Source organism: Arthrobacter sp. Marseille-P9274, from assembly GCF_946892675.1.
GTDB lineage: Bacteria > Actinomycetota > Actinomycetes > Actinomycetales > Micrococcaceae > Crystallibacter.
On the sequence record NZ_CAMPOV010000003.1, the window covers coordinates 495,973 to 520,321 of the forward strand.

Annotated in this window: 22 protein-coding genes and 1 pseudogene; 12 read left to right on the plus strand and 11 right to left on the minus strand. The window is 66.4% G+C overall.

Translation table 11 applies throughout. The features are described 5' to 3' along the window. Window positions 1–73: 73 nt before the first annotated feature. Window positions 74–280: pseudogene (locus OC550_RS19560) on the minus strand (ATP/GTP-binding protein); the annotation flags it as partial. Window positions 281–451: 171 nt separating this feature from the next. Between OC550_RS19560 and OC550_RS19565 the strand changes: the two are divergent. Then, window positions 452–1,888 carry an amino acid permease gene (locus tag OC550_RS19565; RefSeq protein ID WP_262107608.1) on the plus strand — a complete coding sequence of 479 codons (1,437 nt, stop codon included), beginning with the start codon at window positions 452–454 and terminating at the stop codon, window positions 1,886–1,888. A gap of 81 nt (window positions 1,889–1,969) precedes the next feature. On the opposite strand, the gene OC550_RS19570 is transcribed toward OC550_RS19565, so the two are convergent. Continuing rightward, window positions 1,970–2,143, minus strand: coding sequence for a hypothetical protein (locus OC550_RS19570; RefSeq protein WP_262107789.1), 174 nt, complete (start codon window positions 2,141–2,143; stop codon window positions 1,970–1,972). 72 nt (window positions 2,144–2,215) lie between these two features. On the opposite strand from OC550_RS19570, the gene OC550_RS19575 reads away from it, so the two are divergent. After that, complete coding sequence (locus OC550_RS19575) at window positions 2,216–2,662, plus strand: hypothetical protein (RefSeq protein WP_262107609.1); 447 nt, start codon at window positions 2,216–2,218, stop codon at window positions 2,660–2,662. A 34-nt stretch (window positions 2,663–2,696) separates the two neighbouring features. Here OC550_RS19575 and OC550_RS19580 read toward each other — a convergent pair whose 3' ends face one another. Further along, window positions 2,697–3,650, minus strand: a complete 954-nt coding sequence (locus OC550_RS19580; protein ID WP_262107610.1) for an acyl-CoA thioesterase — start codon at window positions 3,648–3,650, stop codon at window positions 2,697–2,699. A 117-nt stretch (window positions 3,651–3,767) separates the two neighbouring features. Here OC550_RS19580 and OC550_RS19585 point away from each other — a divergent pair, with 117 nt between their 5' ends. The 3 genes from OC550_RS19585 to OC550_RS19595 all read left to right on the plus strand — a co-directional run bounded on the left by OC550_RS19585 (window position 3,768) and on the right by OC550_RS19595 (window position 6,838). Next, entirely contained in the window at window positions 3,768–5,012 is a 1,245-nt protein-coding gene (locus OC550_RS19585; protein WP_262107611.1) for an MFS transporter, read from the plus strand. A gap of 163 nt (window positions 5,013–5,175) precedes the next feature. Continuing rightward, on the plus strand, window positions 5,176–5,877 hold the full coding sequence (locus tag OC550_RS19590; protein WP_262107778.1) for a DsbA family oxidoreductase: 702 nt from the start codon (window positions 5,176–5,178) through the stop codon (window positions 5,875–5,877). Between the two features lie 241 nt (window positions 5,878–6,118). Then, a complete protein-coding gene (locus OC550_RS19595) occupies window positions 6,119–6,838 on the plus strand; it encodes a ZIP family metal transporter (protein WP_262107612.1) in 720 nt (239 codons plus the stop codon). A 63-nt stretch (window positions 6,839–6,901) separates the two neighbouring features. Here OC550_RS19595 and OC550_RS19600 read toward each other — a convergent pair whose 3' ends face one another. The 3 genes from OC550_RS19600 to OC550_RS19610 all read right to left on the minus strand — a co-directional run bounded on the left by OC550_RS19600 (window position 6,902) and on the right by OC550_RS19610 (window position 8,875). After that, the gene (locus OC550_RS19600; protein WP_262107613.1) at window positions 6,902–8,056 is read right to left on the minus strand and encodes an AI-2E family transporter; all 1,155 of its coding nucleotides are present in this window, start codon (window positions 8,054–8,056) and stop codon (window positions 6,902–6,904) included. A 61-nt stretch (window positions 8,057–8,117) separates the two neighbouring features. Beyond that, window positions 8,118–8,420, minus strand: coding sequence for an SHOCT domain-containing protein (locus tag OC550_RS19605; RefSeq protein ID WP_262107614.1), 303 nt, complete (start codon window positions 8,418–8,420; stop codon window positions 8,118–8,120). A 26-nt stretch (window positions 8,421–8,446) separates the two neighbouring features. Beyond that, on the minus strand, window positions 8,447–8,875 hold the full coding sequence (locus OC550_RS19610; protein WP_262107615.1) for a DUF6325 family protein: 429 nt from the start codon (window positions 8,873–8,875) through the stop codon (window positions 8,447–8,449). Window positions 8,876–9,110: 235 nt separating this feature from the next. Between OC550_RS19610 and OC550_RS19615 the strand changes: the two genes are divergently transcribed. From OC550_RS19615 to OC550_RS19635, 5 genes are all read left to right on the plus strand, one after another. Then, the gene (locus OC550_RS19615) at window positions 9,111–9,941 is read left to right on the plus strand and encodes a class II glutamine amidotransferase (RefSeq protein ID WP_262107616.1); all 831 of its coding nucleotides are present in this window, start codon (window positions 9,111–9,113) and stop codon (window positions 9,939–9,941) included. Between the two features lie 55 nt (window positions 9,942–9,996). After that, window positions 9,997–12,684, plus strand: coding sequence for a LuxR C-terminal-related transcriptional regulator (locus OC550_RS19620; RefSeq protein ID WP_262107617.1), 2,688 nt, complete (start codon window positions 9,997–9,999; stop codon window positions 12,682–12,684). Between the two features lie 96 nt (window positions 12,685–12,780). After that, window positions 12,781–13,200 (plus strand): hypothetical protein, encoded by a 420-nt coding sequence (locus OC550_RS19625; RefSeq protein WP_262107618.1) that lies wholly within the window; start codon window positions 12,781–12,783, stop codon window positions 13,198–13,200. A 71-nt stretch (window positions 13,201–13,271) separates the two neighbouring features. Beyond that, window positions 13,272–14,102, plus strand: a complete 831-nt coding sequence (gene ppk2, locus OC550_RS19630) for a polyphosphate kinase 2 (RefSeq protein WP_262107619.1) — start codon at window positions 13,272–13,274, stop codon at window positions 14,100–14,102. 85 nt (window positions 14,103–14,187) lie between these two features. Continuing rightward, window positions 14,188–16,971, plus strand: coding sequence for a cation-translocating P-type ATPase (locus OC550_RS19635; RefSeq protein WP_262107620.1), 2,784 nt, complete (start codon window positions 14,188–14,190; stop codon window positions 16,969–16,971). A gap of 94 nt (window positions 16,972–17,065) precedes the next feature. Here the strand turns inward: OC550_RS19635 and OC550_RS19640 are convergent, their stop codons facing one another. The 5 genes from OC550_RS19640 to OC550_RS19660 all read right to left on the minus strand — a co-directional run bounded on the left by OC550_RS19640 (window position 17,066) and on the right by OC550_RS19660 (window position 22,074). Continuing rightward, entirely contained in the window at window positions 17,066–17,743 is a 678-nt protein-coding gene (locus OC550_RS19640; protein ID WP_262107621.1) for a LytR C-terminal domain-containing protein, read from the minus strand. Continuing rightward, window positions 17,736–18,035, minus strand: coding sequence for a type II toxin-antitoxin system VapB family antitoxin (locus OC550_RS19645; RefSeq protein ID WP_262107622.1), 300 nt, complete (start codon window positions 18,033–18,035; stop codon window positions 17,736–17,738). The genes OC550_RS19640 and OC550_RS19645 overlap by 8 nt, the downstream gene beginning before the upstream one ends. A gap of 73 nt (window positions 18,036–18,108) precedes the next feature. Continuing rightward, complete coding sequence (locus OC550_RS19650; RefSeq protein WP_262107623.1) at window positions 18,109–19,857, minus strand: multicopper oxidase domain-containing protein; 1,749 nt, start codon at window positions 19,855–19,857, stop codon at window positions 18,109–18,111. Continuing rightward, the gene (locus OC550_RS19655) at window positions 19,854–21,518 is read right to left on the minus strand and encodes a multicopper oxidase domain-containing protein (protein ID WP_262107625.1); all 1,665 of its coding nucleotides are present in this window, start codon (window positions 21,516–21,518) and stop codon (window positions 19,854–19,856) included. Before OC550_RS19655 ends, OC550_RS19650 begins: the two co-directional genes overlap by 4 nt. Next, on the minus strand, window positions 21,511–22,074 hold the full coding sequence (locus tag OC550_RS19660) for a hypothetical protein (RefSeq protein WP_262107626.1): 564 nt from the start codon (window positions 22,072–22,074) through the stop codon (window positions 21,511–21,513). The genes OC550_RS19655 and OC550_RS19660 overlap by 8 nt, the downstream gene beginning before the upstream one ends. 211 nt (window positions 22,075–22,285) lie before the next feature. On the opposite strand from OC550_RS19660, the gene OC550_RS19665 reads away from it, so the two are divergent. Continuing rightward, window positions 22,286–23,197 carry a hypothetical protein gene (locus OC550_RS19665; protein ID WP_262107627.1) on the plus strand — a complete coding sequence of 304 codons (912 nt, stop codon included), beginning with the start codon at window positions 22,286–22,288 and terminating at the stop codon, window positions 23,195–23,197. 112 nt (window positions 23,198–23,309) lie between these two features. Then, window positions 23,310–24,338 (plus strand): isopenicillin N synthase family oxygenase, encoded by a 1,029-nt coding sequence (locus OC550_RS19670; RefSeq protein WP_262107628.1) that lies wholly within the window; start codon window positions 23,310–23,312, stop codon window positions 24,336–24,338. The last annotated feature ends 11 nt before the right edge of the window (window positions 24,339–24,349 follow it).

Sequence of the window (24,349 nt, forward strand, 5' to 3'; positions counted from 1 at the left end):
TCCTATAAACACTGGCTGCTCCTGTTCGCGTATACGCCGCCCGCATAAAGACCCGGCGCATGGCGCAAATGCAGAGCTGCTGCTGCTCCTGGCGGGAGAGGGGTATCGCGGAGGTCAGCAGGGGCATCTCCCAGGCCGGCAGGCCGCCGCAGATCACCATGCCGGAGCGTTCGACGAAGCCGCGTGCTTTCATCCGGTCCTCTTCCGCCGGCAGCGCCAGCAGGTCCGACATGGTGTGGGAATTCATGATCTGCCGAACACTCACGGACCGGTTCAGCCGGGCCTGGGCCTTTGTCATCCCCGAAGGTCGATGGTGGCGGTGCGGTGGATTCCGCGGCTAGCAGGTGTGGCGCCGGGCACGGAAATCGGCGTGGCATGCAGGCCGGGCGTAGAATTGATTGGCCGCATTTGAAGGCCACTCCCCTTTTCTGCCGAAACTAGGTTTGTTGCCATGCCTCAATTCGCCCAGGCTCTCGCCCGCGGCTTGAATGTCCGCCACATCCGCTTCATGGCCCTCGGCTCTGCGATCGGGACGGGCCTGTTCTACGGCTCCGCCGCGGCGATCCAGGCGGCCGGGCCGGCGGTGCTGCTGGCCTACATGATCGGCGGCGCGGCCGTCTTCCTGGTCATGCGGGCGCTCGGCGAGATGGCGGTGCGGCATCCGGTGTCAGGCTCGTTCGGGCAGTACGCCAGCCGCTACCTCGGACCGTTCGCGGGGTTCATCACGGGCTGGACGTTCGCGTTCGAGATGGCCATCGTGGCGATCGCGGACGTGACGGCCTTCGGGATCTACATGGGCTTCTGGTTCCCGGAGGTGCCGCGCTGGATCTGGATCCTGGCCGTGGTCTTCCTAATCGCGGCGCTGAACCTGATGCGGGTGAAGGTCTTCGGCGAGGCGGAGTTCTGGCTCTCCATCATCAAGGTCTCCGCCATCATCGCGATGATCGCCGGCGGGATCGCCATTGTGGTCTTCGGCTTTGGACTGCCCGACGCCGCGAATCCGGGCTTGGGCACGATGCTCGGCGAGGGCGGGTTCTTCGCGAACGGTTTCTGGGGCCTGCTGGCGTCCTTCTCGATCGTGATGTTCGCGTTCGGGGGGATCGAGACGATCGGCATCACGGCGGGCGAGGCGGAGAACCCGAAGAAGGCCATCCCGGCGGCGGTCAATACCGTGCCGGTGCGCATCCTGCTCTTCTACGTGCTGACGCTGGGCGTGCTGATGATGATCTTCCCGTGGAACCAGATCGACGGCGAGACCAGCCCGTTCGTGCAGATTTTCGATGCGCTCGGCATTCCGGCCGCGGCGCACATCCTCAACGCCGTGGTCATCACCGCCGCGCTCTCGGCCATCAACTCCGATACCTTCGGTGCCGGCCGGATGATGTACGGGCTGGCGCAGCAGGGACAGGCACCGGCGTCGTTCGCCAAGATCTCCCGTCACGGAGTGCCGTGGATGACCGTGGCGACGATGACCGCGGTGCTGCTGGCCGGCGTCGTACTTAATGCCCTGCTGCCCGAATCCCTGTTCCTGATCATCGCTTCGATCGCCACCTTCGCGACTGTCTGGGTGTGGTTGATGATCCTGCTCTCGCACATCGCGATGAAGCGCGAGATTGCCCGGAAGAACCTGCCGGCGTCCGAGTTCGGCGTGCCGTTGTGGCCGGTGGCGTCCTACGCGGCGCTGGCGTTCATGGTGTTCATTGTGGTGCTCCTGGGCGTGATGCCGGATACCCGCGTGGCCATGGTGGTCGGCGCGGTGTGGATCGGCCTGCTGTTCGTGGCCTACCGGTTCGGGGTCAAGGGCAAGGGGCACGCCCGCGCGGAGCTGGCGGACGAGACCGCCGCTCCGGCGCATGGGGCCGGGGCGCAGGTGGACTCCGCACGGTAGCGGCCCGCTGTCGGCCGGCCTGCCAGCCGGCGACGGCCGCGGCTGTCTGTCCGACGGGACGGTTGCGGACCGGGGCGAGGCTTAGCGCTTTTTCGTGGCGGCGGTGATCTCCGATGCGGCGCTGTCGGCGGCCTTGGCCTTCTTCTCGCTTCGCTTTTCCTTGATGGACTTGCCGGATTTCTTCGATGCGGTCTGGCGCGGGGATTTATCAGCCATGTCGGCCTCCTTGGCGGCAGCACTCACGTGCGCCTTCACGGGAGCAACAGTTGCTCCGTACAGCCGACCCTACGCCACGCCACCTAATCCGGCCGCGGGGTACCCTGAGACATGGCGACAAACTACGTCCGCGGTGCCTCGATCACTTGCGCGGCGTCACGGGCCGAAATCCAGGAGATGCTCAGCCGGTACGGAGCAACGGGCTTCCGGACCGTATCCGAGAACGGCAGGACGATCATCGCGTTCACCGCGAATCGCCGAAGGTTCCGGTTTTTGTACGAGCCACCCGGCTCCCCCGAGCCCGCCGACGGCATGCGCAGCCCCCAGAAGCCGCGGTCGCTCCCGCCCCCGAAGAGCCACGAGGAATTATCCCGCCGGTACTGGCACAAGCTGTCCATGCTGATCCGGGCCAAGCTGGAGGCCGTGGACGCGGGGATCGTCACCTTCGAGGAGGAGTTCCTCGCCTACATGGTTCTCCCCGGCGGCGAGACCGTTGCGCAGAATGTCCGGCCGGGATCGCCAGTCCGTACGCTACCTGCGTCTGGCCCGCGTCGCTGAGCGACGGCGGTCGGTAGGGTCTGCCTGCCTGAGGCTAGTACGTCCGCTCGACGCCGAACTCGAGCGGCGGCAGTGCGGCCCGGCGGCGGACCAGGTCCAGGGCGTGTGCGTCCAGCCGCCTGTCCTCGTCGGTGCGCAGCACGAGCTGCGGAACCTCGGCGGCGTGGCCGTCCGGGTTCCGCGTGACGAACACGGTCATGCATTGGGTGGTGTCCCGCCACTCGCCCCCGCGCGGGTCGCGGGCCCGCACTCGGACGGCGATGTGCATGGAGTGCGGGCCGGTATGGATCATCCGCGCGGAAAGATCCACCAGGTCTCCAATGTGGATGGGGCTCAGGAAGTGGATGCCGCCCGAGTACACGGCCACCGCATCGGCGCCGCACCAGCCCATGGCGCAGGCCCGGGCCACCTCGTCGATCCACCGCATGACGATTCCGCCGTGCGCGTTGCCGCCCCAGTTCACGTCGCCCGGGGCGGCCAGGAAGCGGAAGCGTTCTGACGGCGTCGTCCCGGCATCCGTGTACTCCTGGGCGCGCATGACATCCCGGATGTCGCGCCGTGCCTCGACCCGGCCGGCGATTCCGCGGGCCAGGCGCCCGGAGGCTTCGTCGGCCGGTGCCCACGCGGGAATCTGGCGCGGCCGGCCGTCCTCGTCAACGGCGACGAAAACGAGGATGCAATCCATGGCGGGCTTGAACTCGCGGGAGCGAACGTCGGCGGCGTCGACGGTGACCACCACCTGCATGCTGGAACGGCCGGTGTGCGCGACGCGGGCCGTGACCTCGATCAGGTCGCCGTTGACGATGGGCCGGGTGAAATGCACGTTGCCCACATAGGCGGTGACACAGTAGCCGCCCGAGTAGCCGACGGCGCAGGCGTAGCCTGCCTTGTCGATCCACTCCAGCACCCTGCCCGCCTGCACCGTGGTCCCGTCCGACGCCACGTCGGCTGGTGCGGCAAGGAAACGGAGCATGATCGAATCTTCCATGCCGACATGCTAGCCCCACAGGAGTGGAAGTAAGGCTCCTGCGCAAAGGAGGGATAATGGAATGTTGCTTAGGGCAAATACCAGATAGTAGGTCGAGGAGAGGAACCAGCGGCAAACGTGGGCATTGAACAGACAAGCAGGCTGTGGACCAAGGACTTCATCCTCGCTATCGTCACCAACCTGTTCATCTCGATGGTCTACTACCTCCTGATGGTTTCGATGGCGCTCTACGCCGTGGAGCGGTTCCAGGCCTCGGACAGCGCGGCGGGCTTCGCGTCCAGCTCCTTCATCATCGGGGCGGTCGTGGCCCGGCTGTTCAGCGGCAGGCTGATGGAGGTGGTGGGCCGGAAGCGGCTGCTCATTGTGAGCCTTGCCGCCTACACCATCCTGTCCTACCTCTACATTCCCAGCGGCTCGCTCGGGCTGCTGCTGGCGCTGCGGCTGCTGCACGGCATGGCGTTCGGCGCGGGCAGCACGGCGCTGGCGGCCGGCGTGCAGGGGCTGATTCCGGCGGCGCGGCGCAGCGAGGGCACCGGCTACTTCGGGGTCTCGACGACGTTGTCCACTGCGGTGGGGCCGTTCCTGGCGGTGCTGCTCTCGGCCGGCGGCAACTATGACGGCATCTTCTGGTTCTGCACCGTCTCCTCCATCGCGGCGCTGGCGGTAGGCCTGCTGGTCCGGCTGCCCGAGCGCCGCACCACCGCCGTCGAAATTCCGACCCCGGAAGACCCGGCTGCGCCGGCCCCGGTTCCGTCCGCGAAGAGGCGGCGCCGGCTGGGCCTGACGTCCGTCGTCGACCCGGATGCCCTGCCGATCTCGCTGGTCACGCTGCTGGGCGGCTTCGCCTACTCGGGCATCGTGGCGTTCCTGACCTCCTACACGCGGGAGGAGGGGCTGGATTCGGCGGCCGCCCTGTTCTTCCTCGTCTACGCGATCGCCGTCCTGGTCTCCCGGCTTTTCGCCGGACGGATCCAGGACCGGCGCGGCGACAACATGGTCATTTATCCGATGCTGCTGGTCTTCGCTGCGGGCCTCGCTCTGCTCGCGTTCGAGCCGAGCTTCGCCACGATCGTGCTCGCGGCGGCTTTCAGCGGGCTGGGCTTCGGCGGCCTGATGCCCGCCGTCCAGGCCATCGCGGTCAATACCGTGCCCGAGGCCCGGATGGGCATGGCGACATCCACGTTCTTCGTGATGCTGGATATCGGCGTGGGCTTCGGTCCGGTGCTGCTGGGCGTCTTCCTGCCGATGACGGGCTTCGGCGGGATGTACGCGGGGCTGTGCGCGCTGGTGGTCCTCAGCATCGGCGTCTACGTTCTGGTGCATGGGCGGACGCCGGCGGCCCGTCGCCCCGTCGCGGCCTGACGTCGCTCCGGGGACCGGCGAGGGCTGAACCGGTCTCGCAGCGGCAAGCACTCCCTTGGAGCCCCGCCGACGCGGGGTGGGCGCGTTCGCATGGGCGCCCCGCTCCCCGGGCCGGCATGGCACAGGGCGGAATACGGGCGCCCGACCGAATGTTGACGTGTCCATGAAGATTGAGATCTGGTCTGACGTTGCCTGCCCCTGGTGCTTCATCGGCAAGCGCCGCTTCGAGAGCGCCCTGGAGAACTTCGAGCACAAGGATGAGGTCGAGGTGCAGTGGCGCAGCTACCAGCTGGACCCCACGCTGCCGGAGCACTATGACGGCACTGAGACCGAGTACCTGAGCGAGATCAAGGGCATGCCGCAGCAGCAGGTCCGGCAGATGTTCGAGCACGTCACGGCCCAGGCTGCCGGCGAGGGCCTGGCCTACGACTTCGACAAGATCGTGGTGGCCAACAGCTTCATGGCCCACCGGTTCATGCATCTGGCCAATGAGCACGGCAGGATAGACGCGGCCAAGGAGGCGCTGCTCTCCGGCCATTTCGAACATGGTGAAGACATCGGCGACATCGATTACCTGGCGCGCACCGGCGTCGTACTTGGCCTGGATGAGGCCGAGGTCCGCGAGGCACTGACCAGCGACAAATACTCCGCGGAGGTCCGTGCCGACATCGCCGAGGCGCGGGCGCTGGGTGTGAACGGCGTGCCGTTCTTCGTGCTGGACCGCAAGTACGGGATTTCCGGGGCGCAGCCGGCCGAGGTGTTCGGGCGCGCGCTGCAGCAGGCGTGGGCGGAGCGTTCTCCGCTGACCGTCCTGTCTGGCAACACGAACGACGGCGCGACCTGCGGCCCGGAGGGCTGCAACTGAACCATCGGGGTGCTTCGGGCGGCTCTCTCCATTCCGGGCGAGTCGCTCTCATCCTCGCCGGATGATTTGAGGTACATCGCTCCGGACCACAATGGCGGTTACGGAGCCGGTGGTGCTCCGGGGCCCGCCGAGAGGATCCTGGGATGACGGGAGGCGCCTCCATACCGCAGGGAGTCGTTTTGGGCGCTTCTGCTGCCGCCACTTCCTTTGTCAGGGTGAGCGACTAGGCAGGAGGACGTCGATGCTGGAGGCACTTGGCTGGGGATTGCTGGCAGGCTCGTCCTTTCTCCTGGGCGGCCTGATCGCACTGCGCTGGAACGTGGGCAACAGTGTCTTCCTCGGCGCGCTGACGGGGCTTGGCGCAGGGGCCCTGCTGTCGGCTGTGTCCTACAAGCTCATTGCAGAAGCTGGACGGATGGCCGGCGGGAGCGGCTACGTCGGCGCGGGATTGCTTGGCGGGGCCGTGGCGGCTGCGCTGGTGACCTCCGGCAAGCTGCGGGGCGGTAGCTTGTCAGGGCCTCCCCGCCACTATCCCAGTTTCTGGATAGTAGGGTTGTCCGTGATCGCGGAAGCCATCATCATCACCGGAGGCCTGCTCGGAAGCACCGGCCTCAGCGCCGCTGTCCTTGCCGCGGTCTTCCTGTGCGGGTTCCCCGAGTCCATGGCCGACACCGGGCCGTTGCGCTCCGCGGGCTATACCAAGAGCCAAGTTATCGGCGGCTGGCTTTCGATGATGCTCCTGTGCGGAGTGGCTACTGCCGCATTCACGGGGCTGCTAACCCCGGCACCGGCGGTACTTGTGGCGTTTGTACTGGCGTTCGCCGGCGGCGGCATCCTCACGTATGTGACCGTCCACATGATTCCGGAGGGGATCAAAGACGCCGGCGCCATCACCGGAATCACAATCGCAGTCGGCTTCGGCCTCTCCTTCTCGCTGATCGAGATTCTCGGCGGACACTGACTTAGTGCAGCGTGGTTTAGGGATCCTTGGGCAATTGGGTCGACGGGCCATTGAGGCGACGCATCAGGGCTTCGACGAACCATCGGGCTCCGGGCTTTGATTGCCGCGCCGCGTCCGACGTGCGCGGATCTCGTGGTCTTCCTGCTCGAGGAGCGCTTTGAGCTCCGTCCTATCTCCGGTAAACGGCCGCCACCAGGCCATGGACGGGTCCATGTCGAGAAGGATGGTACGGGCCAAGAGGGTCAGCGGGACGGCAAGGATGGCACCGACAGGCCCGAGGACCAACGCCCAGAACAGTACGGAGACGAAGGTCAGCGTCTCGCTCAGGGCCACCGCGTTACCGACGAATTTCGGCTGGATGATGGACTGGACGACGCTGTTGACCACCCCATAAAGCACGATGACTGCGGCGGCGGTCGGCCAGCCTCCCGTGAGGAACCCGAAGAACAAGGGTGGGACGATGGCGATGAAGTAGCCGATATTGGGGATGAAACTGCAGATGAACGACAACAGGCCCCACAGCAGGGCACCGGGGACCTGCAGGACGAGCAGGACGAGCCAGTTGATCAGGCCCTGTGCTGCTCCGAGGATCGTTGTGGCCACCATGTAGCGGCGGACCCCCGTTGCGAAGTCATTGAATGCCGAGACGATGGATGGCCTGCGGTACTCCAGGTGGGTCAGCAGGGCCGGCACGCGTGAACCGTCGATCGCCATAAGGATCAGCGTCGTCAGAATGACGACGAGGACGCCCACGACTGCCGTGATGTTGCCCAGCAAGCCGGCGACGAAGCCGATAATACGGCTCGGGCTGAATCCTTGGAGGACGGCCTGCACCTGTTCGGTGCCGAATCCGATCTTTTCCAGCAGCCCGGCGATAGAGGCGCCGAGCTGGCCGAGCTCGGCGGCGTACTGCGGCAGCAGCGCGGAGAACTGCGCGAGCGCGGTAATGAGGATCGCCGTGAGGCCGGCCAGCAGGGCGAAAACGGCGACGATCGTGGTTCCGGTGGCCACCCCCCGGCGGATTCCGTGTGCTTGCATCCAGTGCCGCAAGGGGTGCACGCAGAGCGTCAGCACAAACGCCAGGAAAACCGGAGTGAAGACCCCTCTGGCTGCGGAAATGCCAAACGCTGCGATGGTCGCGCCGCTGAGGGTTAGCAGGATAGTAGTGCTGCGGGGAAGGACGGGACGCGGCTCAGGTTTAGTTGGTTCCGAGCTCATTGGTCCCTCCTTTATTCCGTTCGCCGGCACCCGATGGAGCAGGCACCGGGCCCTGGCTGCTTCACGTCAGCAGTCTGGCTTTCGCGGCGGCGAATTCCTCATCGGTCAGCACGCCGGAAATGCGCAGCTCGGCGAGTCGGGAAAGCTGATCGGCGAGCTGGTCACCGCCAGCCGGTGCGGCCGCCGGAATTTCAGCCGCTGATATTTCAGGGGGTGTGGTTTCAGCCGTCGGCGACCCCTGCTCCCAACGCGAACGGGCCCGGCGATTGACGATCTTCGACGTCGCCTGCGCCGTACCGGATATGACAGCTGTCCGCGCGATGGTTCCAAGCAGACCGGGTCTTCTGCTCCTGGCTGACGGCATGGGAATTCCTCCTGTTGGTTTCGGAGTCAGGTCGCCTCGACCCCGTCCGCCTCAAAGGCCCTCACGACTGTTTCATGGGGAATCCGGGCGTGCAGGGCAACAACACCTCCGGCGTTGCGTACGTCTTCCGCAAGGCGCTGTGCCCAGCGGTGTTCGAGAGCTGCCACCAGGGCGGTCTCGTTGTTGCCTATCGATTCCGCCGCGATCCCGATGTCCGTATCGCTGAGCAGCGTCAACGGGCGGGAACCAACGACCATGGCGGACCATGCCGGAGGCAAGTCATCTTCCAAATCGCGCACGTGCAGAACGCCCTGCCCGTCCCGCATGACGAGGACCAGATCAATCAGGGCGATGGCTCCGGACAGCACCGCCCTGCTGAGCGATACGATGACCGGCTCATCAACTTCCGGCTCCGGGAAGGCGCAGACGATGACTTCAACTGGACCGACTTTCATGTGCAGCTCCTGATCCCGTCGTACGGCAGTCGAGCTCTTGCCCTATCGCCGATTATCCGCAGAGAGTCCTGGTGCAGCCTCACCCGCACCGGATGGTCTATGGGCGGACCAGGTTTTCCCGGCTTCTCCGCAGTCCGTCATACGCGGGCCCGGTACCGGCGGGGCAAAATCATTCACGGGAGATGAGCCGCGAGCGCTTCAGCAGTGTTGGAATGGCCTCGGAAAGGACCATGTTATGTGTCGATGGCTCGCGTATTCAGGTTCACCTGTGAGCTTGGAGGATCTCCTCTTCAAACCCACCAACTCGCTCGTCGTGCAAAGCAAACACTCCCGCTTAGGCGCGGAAACCACCAATGGGGACGGTTTCGGTGTCGGGTGGTACTCGTCCCAACCGAATCCGGGTGTATTCCGCAGCACCGAACCTGCATGGAACGACCGCAACCTACGGGAGCTTTCGGCCCACGCCAGATCCGGCCGCGTTTTCGCGCACATTCGTGCCTCCACCGGTTCTGCGGTCCAGCAATCGAACTGCCACCCCTTCCGTCACGACCGATGGCTGTGGATGCACAACGGGCTCATCAGGGACTTCCCGGTGGTTAAGCGCGAACTCGCCCTGGCTGTGGAACCCGGGCTGTACCCGGATATCGAAGGGTCAACGGACTCAGAAACCTTTTTCTTCCTTGCGCTGACGTTCGGCCTTGAGCGGGACCAGCCGGCAGCTGTCGCCTCCGCGGTCGGCTTCATCGAGGACGTCGGACGGCGCCACGGCATCGAGAACCCGATCCAGATGACAGTGGCGACCACCGACGGCGACACGACGTGGGCCTTCAGGTACTCCAGCGAGGGCGTCTCCCGCTCGCTCTTCCGCAGCACCGACATTTCGACCTTGCAGGCCCATTTCCCGGACAACGTCCTGCTGCAGGGGCTCTCCGAGGACGCACGCCTGGTGGTATCCGAGCCCTTGGGGGACCTCCAAGGAGCATGGGAGGAGGTGCCGGAGTCCACGTGCCTCGTCGTCCACGGCGGCGAAGCGGAGTTCCTCCCGTTCTCACCGTCAGCTTCCTGATACCCCCCAAGAACGAGCATTGTCGGGTCTCTTGGGTGCGCCTACTATGACGCACGTGAGAGAGATCCCGTCCTCTGCGGACGTGTCTTGCCCGCAGGCCAAAATCCGACCACCTAAACGGAACGCTGACGCGCTGGAGCGTCCGCGTTTAGAGGCTGCATTGTCCAAGTCCACGGCGGCCCACCGGTTGACTCTCGTCGTCGCCCCCGCGGGATACGGCAAATCCACGCTGCTGGCCGACTGGGTCCATGCCACCGGCTTGCCCTCCGCATGGTTGTCGCTTGATCAGTTCGATGTGCGGCCCGGGCGGCTGTTCCATGGGGTGGTCACTGCCCTCCAGTCAGCCGCAAGGCCCCTTTCCCGCTCCGAAAGTAGTGCGCTGCTGGCACTGGACCGCACCCTCGCACAAGATCCGGCTGAATCCTACGACCTTGTGCTTAAGGCCCTCGAGCAGTTGGCGGAGCCAATCGTCCTGGTGATTGACGATCTCCAGATGGCCGATCCGGAGCTGGCGCACGGGATCGTCGCTGTCCTTGCGGAGTCGGCGCCTCCTACCTTGCGGCTTGTCCTCTCCGGCCGCTGCTATCCGTCGATCCGGCTGGAAAGGTTGCGTCATGGGGAAGGCATAGGTGAACTCCAGACTGCCGACCTCGCCTTCACGCCTGACGAGATCGCCCGCGTCGCTTCGTTGCTGGCTCAGGACCCCGGGTCCGATCCGGAATCCCTTTGGAAGGCGACGGCCGGATGGCCGGTCGCCGTACATGAAATGCTCACCGTTCCGGCTCGTGCCGATTGCCCGCCGGCCGGGCGGAGAAGCGCAGTGCCGGCCGGGGTGCCTCTCGCGGACTACGTCGCCGAGGAAGTCCTGGGCCAGTTGACCCCGCAACTGGCGGACTTTGTCCTTCGGGCCACGACGTGCGACAGGCTTGACAGCCGGCTCGCCGCGGAGCTTTACGGCCGGCCGGGTGGTGGGGCGCTGCTCCAGGAATGCCGCCGCTGCGTACTGTTCATAGAAGAGCAGGGCTGCGGAGGGGAGTCCCAGTACCGCTGGCCTTCACTCTTCGCGGTCCAGTGCCGGGCAATACTCGAACGGCGGGATCCCCTTCTGGCGGAACGGCTGCACCGAGTGGCCGCCAGGCACTACCAGGACAGCAACGTAAGGCTGTGTGTGTCCGAGGCACTGCGCGGAAACGATCCCCTGCAGGCGGTCACCTCCCTCGGGGAACATTGGCTGGAGTTCGTGCTTCGCAATGACACCCGGACTCTGGAGCACCTGTGTCTTGAACTTCCCGCTCGTTGGAGCGACGACTCCGAAATACTCATGATCAGGTCCGCGTGCCGCAATCGTGCCGGAGAGAGCCTATCTGCGTCGGAGTTTAAGCAGCGCGCACTTGCGGGACTCCCGTCCCTGGCCGCCTTCCGCCAGCGTCGCGTCGAAATCAATATGGGAATCTTCGAACTGTTCCTGATGGAAGGCCACCCGGATCTGGCCGCCGCGGCCGAAGAAGGCCGCGTGCTGATGGACGCGGCTGACGGCCATTCCGCCGCGCATGCGACAGGCCTCTTCCTCCTGGGGCAGGCTGAAATGCGGCTGTTCAAGGGTGAACCGAAGGCGGTCTCCCTGCTGGAGGAGGCGATGGCTGCCGGGCGGGCAAACCACCTTGAGATCATCGAGGTCTGCTCCGCTGCAGGATTGGCATTGGCGTTGGTTGAATCCGGTGATTTGCGGGGCGCTGACGATCAGGGTGTACACGCGCTGGAACGCGCCGGAGCGCTGGAGTGGAGATCTCCGGAACAGCTGGCCTCCGTCTGGCTTGCCCGCGGAATCAGCTGTTACTGGAAGAATGAACTGCCAAAAGCGCGCGCGTACCTTGCCGCGGCGCTGCGGTCGCGCCTGTTCCCCTTTGGCCCGCTGGCGCTCATCTACCAAGTCCTCGTCGATTGTGCCACCGGCAATCCGGCCCATCTTGCCGAGTCCAGCGCGATACTGGATGCAGTCGACGGCCGGGGCCTGTTCCAGGGGCCGTTGAGCGCTTTCCGGAACCTCGCGCTGGCGAAAGTTTCCGAAGCCAAGGGGGATCTGGACACAGCCATGAGGATCGCCCGATCGCTTGGACCGGGCGGGAACCCGCCGCTCGTGGACACTTTCTTGGCAGAACTCCTTCGCCGTGGAGACGAGACCACCGCTGCACAACACTGTGTCGAATCGTTGGCGAACCGCCGGCGTGCCTCATTCGTCGACACCAGCGTTTCACTCACCGAAGCGCTCCTGGCCCACGCCCGCGGCGAAACAGCGGCCGCGCACGAACGGATAGAGCGTGCGCTGAATCGTGCCGAACCGCAGTCCATCCTTCGCCCCTTCGCTGAGCGGCGCGACAACCTCGCAGAACTGCTCGTCCAGCACACCGCCTGGGGCACCGCCCACCAGGCATTCATCGCGGCACGGACGGCACCGCAGGTACAGGACCAGCCTCATCACACGCGCTCGTACTGGGACCTCACGGTACGGGAACTTGAGGTCCTTGCGTACATGCGTTCCATGATGACGGCTGCCGAAATGGCCGAGGCACTCTATGTTTCGGTCAACACGGTCAAGACCCACCAACGGTCCATCTACCGCAAGCTCGGCGCATCGGGCCGGCGTGAAGCCCTGACCATTGCCGTGGAACGTGGCATGTTCGAAGGCACGGCCTCCAGCGCCCGGCCTGAGGATGGCCAGTACGATTTCACCGTCAACGGATGAGGCACGTGTAGCCGGGCGGGTCCACAATGACAATGCCTGCCAATGTCAGGCGACCGCCGGCATCAGCCAACGGTCCGTCCGTGAGAGGAGTTTCCCATGTCGAGGACAACGCCGATTCTTGCCGGAGCAGCCACCCTCGGAACAGCCGTCATGCTGCTCACGGGCTGCACCAGCAGCCCACAGGAGGACGTTTCGACGGCTTGCACAGCCGCAGCGGCCCATGGCGCAGCTCTGAAAAGCTTCCAGGAAAGCCTGTCCCCGGACGCGACGGTAGAACAGGTCAAGGCGGCGCGCGATGAAGTCCAGAAGACTTATGACGACATGGTCGACGCGGCCGAGGAGGTCTCCCAAGACCGGGTCAATGCGTTGGAAAAAGCCTGGGATGAGCTGGACAAGGCCGTCGAGGACATTCCCGATGACGCCACGCTGCAGCAGGCCGCGGACAGCCTGAAAAATGAAGCGGCGGATGTCGAGAGCGCGCGCAGTGATGTGGCGAGCGAGCTCAACTGCACGTGACGGGGCCGGCTGGATCGCATGGGCGGTCCTTCCAGAGGCAGGGCTCAAGCGCAAGCGGAGGACTCTCTGTTATGGGTAGAAACAAGAGCAAGGCCGGGAGCAGCAAGTCCAACAGCGACCAGGCAACCGCCGCCATGAAGCGGCGGGAATTCGAGAAACTCGTCAAACCACTGCAGGGCGAGCTGGTGGCCCTTCAGGAGTGGACCAAGAGGACCGGCGCCAAGATCATCATTGTCTTCGAAGGCCGGGACACCGCCGGCAAGGGCGGGGTGATCAAAACGATCACTGACCGCGTCAGCCCCCGCGTGTTCCGCGTGGTGGCCCTGCCGACCCCGACCGAGCGGGAAAAATCGCAGATGTACGTCCAGCGGTATGTGTCGCACTTCCCGGCAGCGGGAGAGATCATCATCTTCGACCGGAGCTGGTACAACCGCGCCGGGGTGGAGCGGGTCATGGGCTTCTGCACCGATGAACAGGCGAAGAAGTTCCTTGAGATCGTTCCGGCCTTCGAGCGGGCCATGGTGGAATCGGGAATCCTCCTGCTGAAGTACTGGCTGGAGGTCACGGCCGAGCAGCAGACCCTGCGGTTGCAGAGCCGGATCGACGACCCGCGCAAATACTGGAAGCTTTCGGACATGGACCTGAAGTCCTACAGCCGCTGGTATGAATACTCGCGCGCCCGGGACGACATGTTCCGGGCTACCGATACCGCGTGGGCACCGTGGCACATCGCCGACACCAACGACAAAAAGCGTGGGCAGCTCAACATCATCAGCCATATCCTGAGCCAGATTCCGTATGAGCCGCTCAAGAGTCCGGATGTCAAGCTGCCTAAGCGGCAGGCACCGAACGGCTACCAGGAGCCGACGTACCTTCCCCGTGAGGTTCCAGCAGCCTACTGACCGCCGCCCCGTGCTGGTTACGAATCCGGCGGACTCCTTGAACCCATGCGACCGCAGGCCGCGCCCAAGAGTAAGGGCTACCGTCATGGCAACCCAGGAAACATCCTCCGGACCGGCTGTCTCCGAGTCCTGGCACACGAAAGACTCCAGTGCCGCGGTCTCCATGCTGGAAACGGACGAGCAGTTGGGGCTCGCGGCTGCGGAGGCTGAACAACGGCTGGCGCGGTACGGGCCCAACGCGATCGCGGCCGAGCGGCCTGCTTCGCCTTGGAAGGTCGCGCTGCGGATGCTGCGGGACCCAATGAACCTGATGCTCGTGGGCGTCGTGGTGGTCAGCCTGCTCATCAACCAGATCCCGGTCGGCATCGTCGTTGCGGTGCTCGTAGTGCTAAACCTCGTCCTGGGGACCCAGCAGGAACTGAAGGCCCGCGCCAGCGTCGATGCCTTGGCCAAGATGCAGATTCCGCAGGCGCGCGTTACCCGAGGCGGATCGCTCCTCCAAGTAGACGCGACCGAGCTCGTCCCGGGCGACATCGTCAACCTCGAAGCTGGCGACCTGGTGCCCGCGGACGGCCGGCTGCTGAGGTCGGCCACCCTGGAGACCCAGGAAGCCGCGCTGACCGGCGAAAGCGCGCCGATCGCCAAGGATCCCGGGACGCTGGGGGTGGCCGACGCCGGCCTCGGTGACCGGACCAACATGGTCTTCCAGAACACCGCCGTCACGCGCGGGACGGCGACGATGGTCGTCACCGCAACCGGCATGCAAACCGAAATGGGAAAGATCGCGTCGATGCTCTCGGCTGTGGATCCCGGGAAGTCCCCGCTGCAGCGGGAGCTTGACGGACTCACCAAAGTGATCGGCATCATCGCCTGGTCCGCGGTGGCGATCATCATCATCATCGGAGTGATCCGGGGGCAGACGCTCGGGACGGTCCTGCTGGTGGGCATGTCGATGGCGATCGCGGCCATCCCGACAGGCATGCCGACGTTCGTCCAGGCGATGCTGGCCTACGGGGCCAAGCAACTGGCCGAGCATAAGGCCGTTGTCAAGAACCTCAGCGACGTCGAGACACTCGGTGCCACGAGTGCGATCAACTCGGACAAAACCGGCACCTTGACCATGAACCAGATGATGGTGCGCCAGCTGTACTTCCGCGGCAACTGGTACAGCGTGCAGGGCGAGGGCTATGCCAAGACAGGCGCCATCCGGCAAAAGGCCGGTTCACCCGTGCCCGACTTCACCCAGCTGGCGTACGGCCTGTGCCTGGACAGCGACGCAACGGTGTCGGATACCGGCGAGGTCATCGGCGACCCGACGGAAGCCGCGCTGGTGGTGCTCGCCGCCAAGATGGGCGCCGATGCCGAGACGACGCGCCGTTCCTATCCGCGCGTTGCGGAGGTTCCGTTTGATTCCGCCTACAAGTTCATGGCGACCTTCCACCATCTTGAATTTCCGGACGGACCGCACTTCGTCGGACTGGTCAAGGGCGGCCCGGATGTGGTCCTGGCCCGGTGCAGTCAGGCGATGCTGCCGGATGGGCCTGTCGACATCGACACTGTCCGCAGCGACATCATTGAAGCCAACGAGTCGCTGTCCCGGCAGGGATTGCGCGTTCTGGCCTTCGCCGCCAGAATCCTGGATGGCCAGGAGTCCCAGGTGACTGCCGAGCCGATGCGGTTCGTGGAGGAGCTGATCTTCGTGGGCATGGTCGGTATCATCGACCCGCTGCGGACGGAGGCGGCGGAGGCCGTGCGCGTGGCCCATGCAGCGGGCATTGACGTGCGGATGATCACCGGTGACCATGCAATTACCGCGGCCGCCATCGGGGCCGAGCTCCAACTGGGCCCCGGCGCCGTTAGCGGCGCGGAAATCCAGGCGATGTCCGATGAGGATCTCGCCAGCGCGCTGCCCCGGCTCCACGTCTTCGGCCGGGTGACGCCCCAGGACAAGCTGCGGCTCGCCCGGCTCATGCAGCAGGGCGGCGACGTCGTCGCCATGACCGGCGACGCCGTGAACGACGCCGCCGCGCTGAAGCAGGCCGACGTGGGCGTGGCCATGGGTTCCGGGAGCGAGGTGACCAAGCAGGCCGGCAACATGATCCTCACGGACGACAACTTCGGCACCCTGGTCTCCGCCATCCGGCTTGGACGCAGCATCTACGACAAGATCGTTTCCTTCGTCCGCTACCAGATGTCGGCGCTGTTCGCGCTGGTGCTCCTGTTCCTGACCGCAAGCATATTCAACATCAACCAGGGCGTCGCGCTAACGCCGACGATGGTGCTGTTCATCAACTTTTTCATCACCATCTTCCCGGTGATGGTCATCATGACCGATCCCCCGGCCCCGGACCTGATGTCCAGGCCGCCGCGGAACACCAAGGAACCAATCACGAACGCGGGCGCTGTCACCCAGTGGCTGGTCTATGGCGTGGTTGGATTCGCGGTGACCCTGGCAGCCCTGTTGCTGGCCCCGGGACCGATGAGCGCCACCGAACCCAATATCCCGCTGACAATGGCGTTCGTTGTGCTTTCGCTCAGCTCGATCCTGGGCAGCTTGGCCAAGCGGCGGGACCCGGAGTCCGGCCTGCGGGCTCCGATCATCAGCGCACTGAAGATCCTCTCGGTCCCGGTGCTCTTCACGGTGGCAGCCGTGGAGATCGGCTTCCTGCAGAACCTGCTGCTGACCACGTCGCTGAGCGGGGGCCAGTGGCTGGCCTGCCTCGGCCTGGCGCTGATCGTGCCCATCGTCGTCGAACTGGACAAGGCCATCCGCCGCAACCAGGCCCGCCGCCGAAACCCCGCCGAACAGCCCGTCACCGAGGTGGTTGGCGGCGGCACCGTCCGCCCGGTGCCCCGGCCGCTCACCTGAACGGCCGGATTCGAGGCACCCGGAGCGAAGCGCGGCCCCGGGCTCAAGTGACGCGCCCAGCCCGGAGACGCGATCAGCCCGGCGTGGCGCCGGGCTACCCGCCTGCAGCGGGCTGCGGGGTGAGCAGCGGGCAGCTGATCGAGCCAGGGGTCTGGTCCACCAGCTCCTCCGGCACCAGTTCCCTGAAGCCCGTGCCGACCAGCAGGTCAACGCTGTTGTCCCCGCGCGCGTCGGGCTTGTAGCTGGTGCCCTTGAGGTTCCGCTGCAGGTTGAAGGCGCCGGCCTCTCCTGCCGGTCCGGCCACGATGACGGCGACGACGCCGGGGCGGATGAGGTCCACGGACTCGACCTTGCCGATCTTGTAGCCCCGTTCCTTGAACACCTCGGCGGCCTGGCCCGCGAGCCCCTCCAGCCGGGTGCCGTTGTAGATGTTGAGCGTGAAGGAGCCGTTGTCCGGGTAGTCGTAGGTTCCCGTCGGGCAGCCTTTGGGCCCGCCAGCGGTCTGGCGCGCCTCCCAGCCCGGAATGACCAGGTCCCCGCGCATCACGGCGAGCGCGGCCAGCACGGCGGCGACCAGCAGGGCGACCAGGAATACCAGGACGGTCCCGTGGAAGATGTGCCGGCGGCGGTCCCCGTACTCCGTCTCCACGCCGTCCTCCTCCGGGAAGGTCCGGTCCAGGTCATCCTCGGTGATGATCCGCTCGCCGCGGAGCCGCAGGATGTCCTTCGGCTTGCGCCTGGGGCGGGGCGGCTGCCCGCCGGTCTCAGTCATTGAGCACAAGCACGCGGGCGTGGAGCAGCGCGCGCTGGTGGAGGGCGGTTCGGACGGCGCGGTGCAGGCCGTCCTCGAGGTAGAGCTCGCCGTGCCACTGGACCACGTGCGGGAAGAGGTCCCCGAAGAAGGTGGAGTCCTCGGCCAGCAGCGCGGCCAGATCCAGCGTGCTCTTGGTGGTGATGAGCTCATCCAGCCGTACCTGGCGCGGCGGAACATTGGCCCAGTCCCGCGGGCTGTCGTATCCATGGTCAGGGTAGGGGCGGCTGTCGCCCACGGCTTTGAAGATCACCAGACCAGCGTAGGGAAAGCACGCGCCGAACGGAACTCGCCGCTCGGCGCGTGCCGCCGTCGTACTCAAAGAGTTACGAGGCAACCAGCTTGACCGTCCGGGTCTCGATCACCTCGTCGGTGATCCAGTTCCGGAATTCGACGACCACCTGGTACTCCCCCGCGGCCGGCGGGAAGAGCATCAGGTCCCAGCGCTCGGCCGACCCGGAGCGCAGCATGCTGGTCATCATCTCCTGCCCGACGTCGCGGCAGGGCTTCGAGGGCCCGGTCGGGTTGGAGGTGTCGCGGAACGGCCGACCGTCATGGGCGATGACTTCCGCCATCGGCACCGGGTTGCCCGAGGAGTCCAGGAACCGCAGCACCGTGGGCAGATAGTTGGCGTTCAGCAGCCGCAGCAGGGTCGGCTTCTTGCTGCCGCCCGTGACGTTGGCCCGCAGCTGCTTCAGGCTCCACACAGACTCCCGCCGGTTGGGCCTCCGGGCCAGCTCGCCGCCCAGGAGGTAGAAGTGGTTCGGCTCGAAGTGGTTGAGCCCCGCGTCCTCGCCGGAGAGGCCGGCCGCGTGGTTCATCCCGTGCCAGCGGGTCGCCATCGAGTACGGGACCAGAAGGGCCTCGGTGTCGATGTCGTACTCCGGCCCGTCCACGAACGCCCGCCGCGCGCCCGGGCTGACCGGGTAGGCCGGGTCCTCGATCGGGTCGATGATCAGCGGCCCGAACATGCCCATCTGCACGTGCAGCGTGGTGTTGACGTGGCAGTGGTAGAAGTACGTGCCGGCGGTGCCCCAGTTGGGTTCTCCCGGACGGCCCTTCTCCGGCTGCCACTGGTAGGTGTACTCGCCGGCGATTTCGAACGAGGTGTGCCCGACGCCGTCGTTGCGCGGGTCCGGCTCCATCCCGTGCCAGTGGATGGTGTGGTTGCCCTTGCTCGGCTTGAAGTGTGCCTGGAAGATCTGGCCTTCCTTCGGCCGGATCAGCGGGCCGGGAAACTGCTCGCGCTGGTTGGCGGTTTCGAAGCTCCACATCTCCACTTCGGCGCCGTCGTCGAACCGCAGGTCCGTGCCGTAGAACGAGAGGTCCACGAACAGGTTCGGCGTCTGCTTGAACTCGGTGATCGGGTTCTCCAGCTCGTTCTGGTTGGAGCTGAAGTCGACCTGGCTGTCGAAGTGGTGTCGGGCCTCTTCCTCGGGTTCCACAGGGTCCACGGGGTCCGGGGACGACGGCGGATCGGTCGGCTCGGGCGCAGCCGTTTCCGTGGGCGTCGGGGCCGGAGCCGTGGTCTCGACCGGTTCCGGAGACGTGGTCTCCACCGGGTCAGGGGACGACGGCGGATCGGTGGGATCCGGAGCGGCCGTCTCGGTGGGCGTCGGTGCCGGAGCCGTGGTGTCCTGCGGATCCGGCACCACCGGCGGCGGCGTGACCACGGGCGACGGCGACGGCGAGGGCGACGGCGGCTTGGGCCGGTTGGCTTCGGCCTCCTCGCGGCGCTTACGGGCTTCCTCTTCCCGCTTCCGCCGCTCCTCCTCTTCGCGCCGGCGCTTGGCCTCCGCCGCGGCCTTGCGGCGTGCCTCCTCCTCCCGCCTGCGCTTGGCTTCGGCCTCCCGCCGCTTCTTCGCCGCGGCCTCGCGCTTGCGCCGGTCCTCCGCCGCGCGGCGCATCGCCTCGTCGTGGCGGCGGCGGGATTCTGCCCGCTTCTTGGCCTCCGCCTCGCGCTTGCGCTTGGCCTCGGCCTCCCGCTTCTTCCGGGCGAGGGCTTCCTTCTTCTTGCGCTCGGCTTCCTTTTTCTGCCGGGCGGTCAGCCTGGTCGGAAGCAACGATTCGATCATGATGCTGCCCCTTTGAATGGTCCCTTGATAATCCAGTGGGCGGTCAGGCCGCCCGGGTACATGCCGCCCGCGGCCGTCTGCGACGACTCGGAGTGGCAGTGCATGGGATAGCCCCAGTCGGAGTTGCGCTCATTCCACACCGGGTCGATCGCGTCCGGCGGCCGCTTGATCGGGATGATGGATTCCTTCACTTCCATGCCCTTGAGCCGGATGACGTCCTCCCAGTGCTGGAAGCACAGGTACCCGTTCTCGTCGACATGTCCCCTGCTGCGCTCCCAGTTCTCGTTGTCGCAGCGGACCGTCCAGAGGTGGTTGCCGTGGAAGTGCATCTGGTGGAAAACGATCCCGCAGTTGACCATGCGGACCAACTGGCCGCCGCGCAGGGAGCCGGGCTCCGAGCCTTCGCCGAACTGGCGGACGTCGAACTGGCGCGGATAGCCGGAGATCGTGGTCTCCTCGTCGGATGCCTTGTTCAGCTCCTCGTCCCGGGTCATGCCCATGGACTCGTAGCCGCTGCGGCCGTTGAGCGTGAAGTAGCGCGGCACGGCCCGCCGGGTGGCGGGGTCGACGGTGCCGCCCTTGGCTTCGATGTCGGCCCAGACCGGGTCTACCGCGTGCGCCAGCCAGACCCACTGGCGCTCGAACTCCGCCAGGCCCGGCCCAATGGACCAGCGTTCCTTCGAGTCCATCACGACCAGCGCGCCGTACAGCCCCAGCGTCCGTTCGACCGGCTGGTTCCCGGGATCGCTGTAGATGTAGATGCCCGGCTCCGGCGCGTCCAGCTCCAGGAGGGCGTGCTCCCCCGGCGCGATCTTCCCGGTGGTGACGTCCTCGCCGTCGTCCCCTGCCTTGTGGATGGCCAGTTCGTGTTCCTTGGCCAGCCGGTTGTGCACGCGCAGCCGGATGGTGGAACCGGTCTCCGCCACGATCACTCGCTCGGGCATGAAGCTGCCCCAGTACGCGCGGCGGATCAGGTACTGGCCCGGGTTGGACGTGTCCGCGCGCAGCGGCTCCGGGGTGCCGCGCGGCGGTTGCGGCGCCCCCACCGGGTAGACCCGGCTTGCCACCAGGTCCCCGTCCTTGAGGAAAACGCGAGGCTTGATGGCCAGGCTTGGATCGGCGTCGTTCTTGTCCGTGGGACGGTCGCCGAAGCCGCGGTGGTAGACGAGCGAATCGTCCACCATCTTGAGGTAGCCCTCGTTGATGTAGACGTCGAGCACGGGCTTGGAGCTGTGCTGCCCGGTGTCCGACTCGCTCTCGGCTTCGACCGCTTCTTCCGCGGCTTCCTCGGCCTCCTCGACCGCTTCTTCCGCGGCTTCCTCGGCCTCCTCGGCCGCTTCCTCCGCGTCGGCCGAGGTCTGGGCCTCGGCCTCGGTGTCCGTCCCGGCCTCCGCCTCCGCCTCCGGCGACGGGGTTGTCCCGGCTTTGTTGCCCGCCTCGGCCTCGGTCCCCGGCGCGGCCTCGTCCGCCTCCGCCTCCGTCTCCGGCGTCGGCGTTGGCGTCGCCGTCCCCGCATGGGCAGGCTGCTGGCCGCCGGCGAGCGCAAGCGCACCGAGGCCGGCTATCGTGCCGTACTTGACGAAGCTCCACCTGCTGACCGGCGCCTCCGGCGCTTCATTCTCCACGGTTCCCTCATCCAGGTCGTCGTAATGCTCAGCCATGGTCGGCCTCCAGCCAGCCCGGCCGCTGCAGCACTTCCGGCAGTTCCAGGGCCAGCGGGCCGCCGTCCGACCACGGGTCGGTGAACTCGGCAGAGATGTCCTGGACGTCGGACGGGACCAGGAAGCTGATCCAGAAGTGCGAGGTGGAGCCCGGCTCCAGCGCGCCCTTGCCGGTGCCCGGCCCCCGGTTGGTCACCGTGGGACCAACCGCGCCGACCTTCAGCCGCAGCTGCCCCGGCGAGAAGAGCACCTTGCGGTCCAGGCCGTTGTGGACCTCGAGCTCGACCATCATGTGGTCGCCCCAGGTCAGGTTGAACGGCTGTGCCGTTTTGCTGGCGACCGCATGGCCGCCGTGTCCGCCCTGCGCATTCGCTGCTGCATGGTCCGCTCCTGGTACCTGCGGGTTGCGGGCCTGCCGTTCGGCTGCGTTGATCCGGACGCTGCCGAAGGAAGTCCAGACTCCCTCGCCGCGGGAGATCCCGCCGTCGTTATCGGCGTGCTGTCCGGCCGCGATCAGGCTCCCGCCGCCCACAATGCCGGCAATGCCGGCGCCCATCAGTACCCCAAAAACCCGTCGCGTCAGTCCGGTTGGAACCTCTTCCGATTCAACCGCACCCGGCGCGACAGCTTGTTCCCCAACTACTGTCATCATCGTCGTATCCCCAATACGTGTGGATGGTGGTGCATGACAGCTTTGTCCGGGAACCTTGTAAAAACTCAGGGACTCCCTGATCTGCGGTGCACCGGCTGGTGGTGATAATGGAGCTATGACTCTCACCGCGGGGACCGAGCGCCGGCGTGTCCAACCTCCCATCGGCCTGCTGCTGGACGTCGACGGTCCGATCGCCAGCCCGGTGACCCGGACCGTACCGTCGGGCATCATCCACTCGCTGCTCACCATGGCTGCAAACGGCTGGCCGGTGGTCTTCAACACCGGCCGCTCCGACACCTTCATCCGCGAGGAGATCATGGAGCCGCTCCTGGCTGCCGGGATCCCGGGCGGCATCCGGTTCCATGCCGTCTGCGAGAAGGGCGCCGTGTGGTTCAGCTTCGGCGCGGACGGGCCGGGAACCCTGCACGTCGACCGTTCGCTCGCGGTCCCGCAGGACTACGCGGCCGAAGTCCGCAACCTGGTCCAGTCGCGCTACTCCAGCCACATGTTCTTCGACGAGACCAAACGGTCCATGGTCTCCGTAGAGCAGCTCATCGAGGTAGAGAACACGGACTACCTGCAGGAGCGGGAGGCCTTCGACGCGGACGCGCTAAAGCTGATGGCCCGCTTCGACCTGGGCGTCAGCCGGCTGGACCACCACGTGCCCAACAGCGACGACCGGGTGGACTACCGGCTGGACCCGACCATCATCGCCACGGACATCGAGTCCGTCCGGCTGGGCAAGGACCTCGGTGCCCAGCGCGCGCTGGAGATGCTCGCCGCCGAGGGCGTCATCCCGCACGCCTGGCGGACCATGGGAGACTCGCGCACCGATTACGCCATGGCGGACCAGCTTCACCACAGCGGGCACGCCGTCGTGCACGTGGATGTAAGGCCCGACGACGGGGTGCCGCTCAAGCCCTACCCGGTCCTGACTGCCGCGCACCTGGGGCTGCCCAAGGCCATCCACGAGGAGGCCGGAAACGCCTTCCTGCGGACCTGGGCGGCCATCGCCAGGGCCCTTTGACCGCCTGCGGACTGCGCTCCCCGGACCGCTCGCGCAAACCACTAACACGGGCGAAGACACAGGGCGTAATCGACGCGCGCATGTGACGCAGCCCCGGTGCTACTGTGCCTGCATGTCAAACAATCAGGGGACCATACCTGTTCTAGACCTCAGCACCGCGCGGCTTGAAGACGGCACTTTCAACCCCGTCTTCATCGACCAGCTGCGCGACGCCGCACACCGCGTCGGCTTCTTCCAGATCACCGGTTACGGCGCCGGCGAGCACCAGGTTGCCGAGCTCTTCGATGCCATCAAGCGGTTCTTCGACTTGCCCTTGGAGGAGCGGCTCAAGCTGGACAACCGCAACTCCCCGCACTTCCGCGGCTACACCCGGATGGGCACCGAGCGGACCCAGGGCCGCGCCGACGCGCGGGAGCAGCTGGACTACTCGCCGGAGAGCGAGCCGGTCGACGACTACCCCGCGGACCAGCCGTACTGGCTGCTGCGCGGGCCCAACCAGTGGCCCGACGAGGTCCAGCCTGACCTCCGCGAGAAGGCGATGGCCTGGGCGGACCTGATGTCCAAGGTCGGCCAGGAACTGCTCTCCGGCATCGGCGTCGGCCTCGGCCTGCCCGAGAACTACTTCGACGAGCCGTTCCAGGGCACCCCGCACTGGATGGGCAAGCTGGTGCACTACGTCGGCGGCGTCGTCGAGGCGGCCGGCGACCAGGGCGTCGGCATCCACGCCGACTACGGCTTCGTTACCCTGCTGCTGCAGGACATGGTCGGCGGCCTCGAGGTCCAGCCTCCCGGCACCACCGAGTGGCTCCCGGTCGAACCGATCGAGGGCGCCCTCGTGGTCAACCTCGGCGAGATGCTCGAGGTCGCGACCGAAGGCTACGTCACCGCGACCATCCACCGCGTCCAGGCCCCGCCGCCCGGCGTGGACCGCTACTCCGTGCCGTTCTTCTGGTCGCCCCGCCTCGACGCCGTGATCGACCCGGTCCCGCTCTCCCCTGAGCTGAAGGCCGAGTCCCGCGGCCTGTCCGACGATCCGGACAACCCCATGCTGGCCAGCTTCGGCGCCAACATGCTCAAGGGCCGCCTCCGCGCGCACCCGGACGTCACCGAGAAGTACTACCCGGAGCTCCTCGCGAAGTAGGAACTCTGCTG

What these genes read in the sequence shown, in the direction of transcription:
- OC550_RS19655 (WP_262107625.1), bottom strand. Translation starts at nt 21,518, where the DNA reads ATGGCTGAGCATTACGACGACCTGGATGAGGGAACCGTGGAGAATGAA.
- ppk2 (WP_262107619.1), top strand. Translation starts at nt 13,272, where the DNA reads ATGGGTAGAAACAAGAGCAAGGCCGGGAGCAGCAAGTCCAACAGCGAC.
- OC550_RS19640 (WP_262107621.1), bottom strand. Translation starts at nt 17,743, where the DNA reads ATGACTGAGACCGGCGGGCAGCCGCCCCGCCCCAGGCGCAAGCCGAAG.
- OC550_RS19670 (WP_262107628.1), top strand. Translation starts at nt 23,310, where the DNA reads ATGTCAAACAATCAGGGGACCATACCTGTTCTAGACCTCAGCACCGCG.
- OC550_RS19610 (WP_262107615.1), bottom strand. Translation starts at nt 8,875, where the DNA reads ATGAAAGTCGGTCCAGTTGAAGTCATCGTCTGCGCCTTCCCGGAGCCG.
- OC550_RS19635 (WP_262107620.1), top strand. Translation starts at nt 14,188, where the DNA reads ATGGCAACCCAGGAAACATCCTCCGGACCGGCTGTCTCCGAGTCCTGG.
- OC550_RS19580 (WP_262107610.1), bottom strand. Translation starts at nt 3,650, where the DNA reads ATGGAAGATTCGATCATGCTCCGTTTCCTTGCCGCACCAGCCGACGTG.
- OC550_RS19605 (WP_262107614.1), bottom strand. Translation starts at nt 8,420, where the DNA reads ATGCCGTCAGCCAGGAGCAGAAGACCCGGTCTGCTTGGAACCATCGCG.
- OC550_RS19660 (WP_262107626.1), bottom strand. Translation starts at nt 22,074, where the DNA reads ATGGGCGCCGGCATTGCCGGCATTGTGGGCGGCGGGAGCCTGATCGCG.
- OC550_RS19615 (WP_262107616.1), top strand. Translation starts at nt 9,111, where the DNA reads ATGTGTCGATGGCTCGCGTATTCAGGTTCACCTGTGAGCTTGGAGGAT.
- OC550_RS19595 (WP_262107612.1), top strand. Translation starts at nt 6,119, where the DNA reads ATGCTGGAGGCACTTGGCTGGGGATTGCTGGCAGGCTCGTCCTTTCTC.
- OC550_RS19625 (WP_262107618.1), top strand. Translation starts at nt 12,781, where the DNA reads ATGTCGAGGACAACGCCGATTCTTGCCGGAGCAGCCACCCTCGGAACA.
- OC550_RS19590 (WP_262107778.1), top strand. Translation starts at nt 5,176, where the DNA reads ATGAAGATTGAGATCTGGTCTGACGTTGCCTGCCCCTGGTGCTTCATC.
- OC550_RS19665 (WP_262107627.1), top strand. Translation starts at nt 22,286, where the DNA reads ATGACTCTCACCGCGGGGACCGAGCGCCGGCGTGTCCAACCTCCCATC.
- OC550_RS19565 (WP_262107608.1), top strand. Translation starts at nt 452, where the DNA reads ATGCCTCAATTCGCCCAGGCTCTCGCCCGCGGCTTGAATGTCCGCCAC.
- OC550_RS19600 (WP_262107613.1), bottom strand. Translation starts at nt 8,056, where the DNA reads ATGAGCTCGGAACCAACTAAACCTGAGCCGCGTCCCGTCCTTCCCCGC.
- OC550_RS19575 (WP_262107609.1), top strand. Translation starts at nt 2,216, where the DNA reads ATGGCGACAAACTACGTCCGCGGTGCCTCGATCACTTGCGCGGCGTCA.
- OC550_RS19650 (WP_262107623.1), bottom strand. Translation starts at nt 19,857, where the DNA reads ATGATCGAATCGTTGCTTCCGACCAGGCTGACCGCCCGGCAGAAAAAG.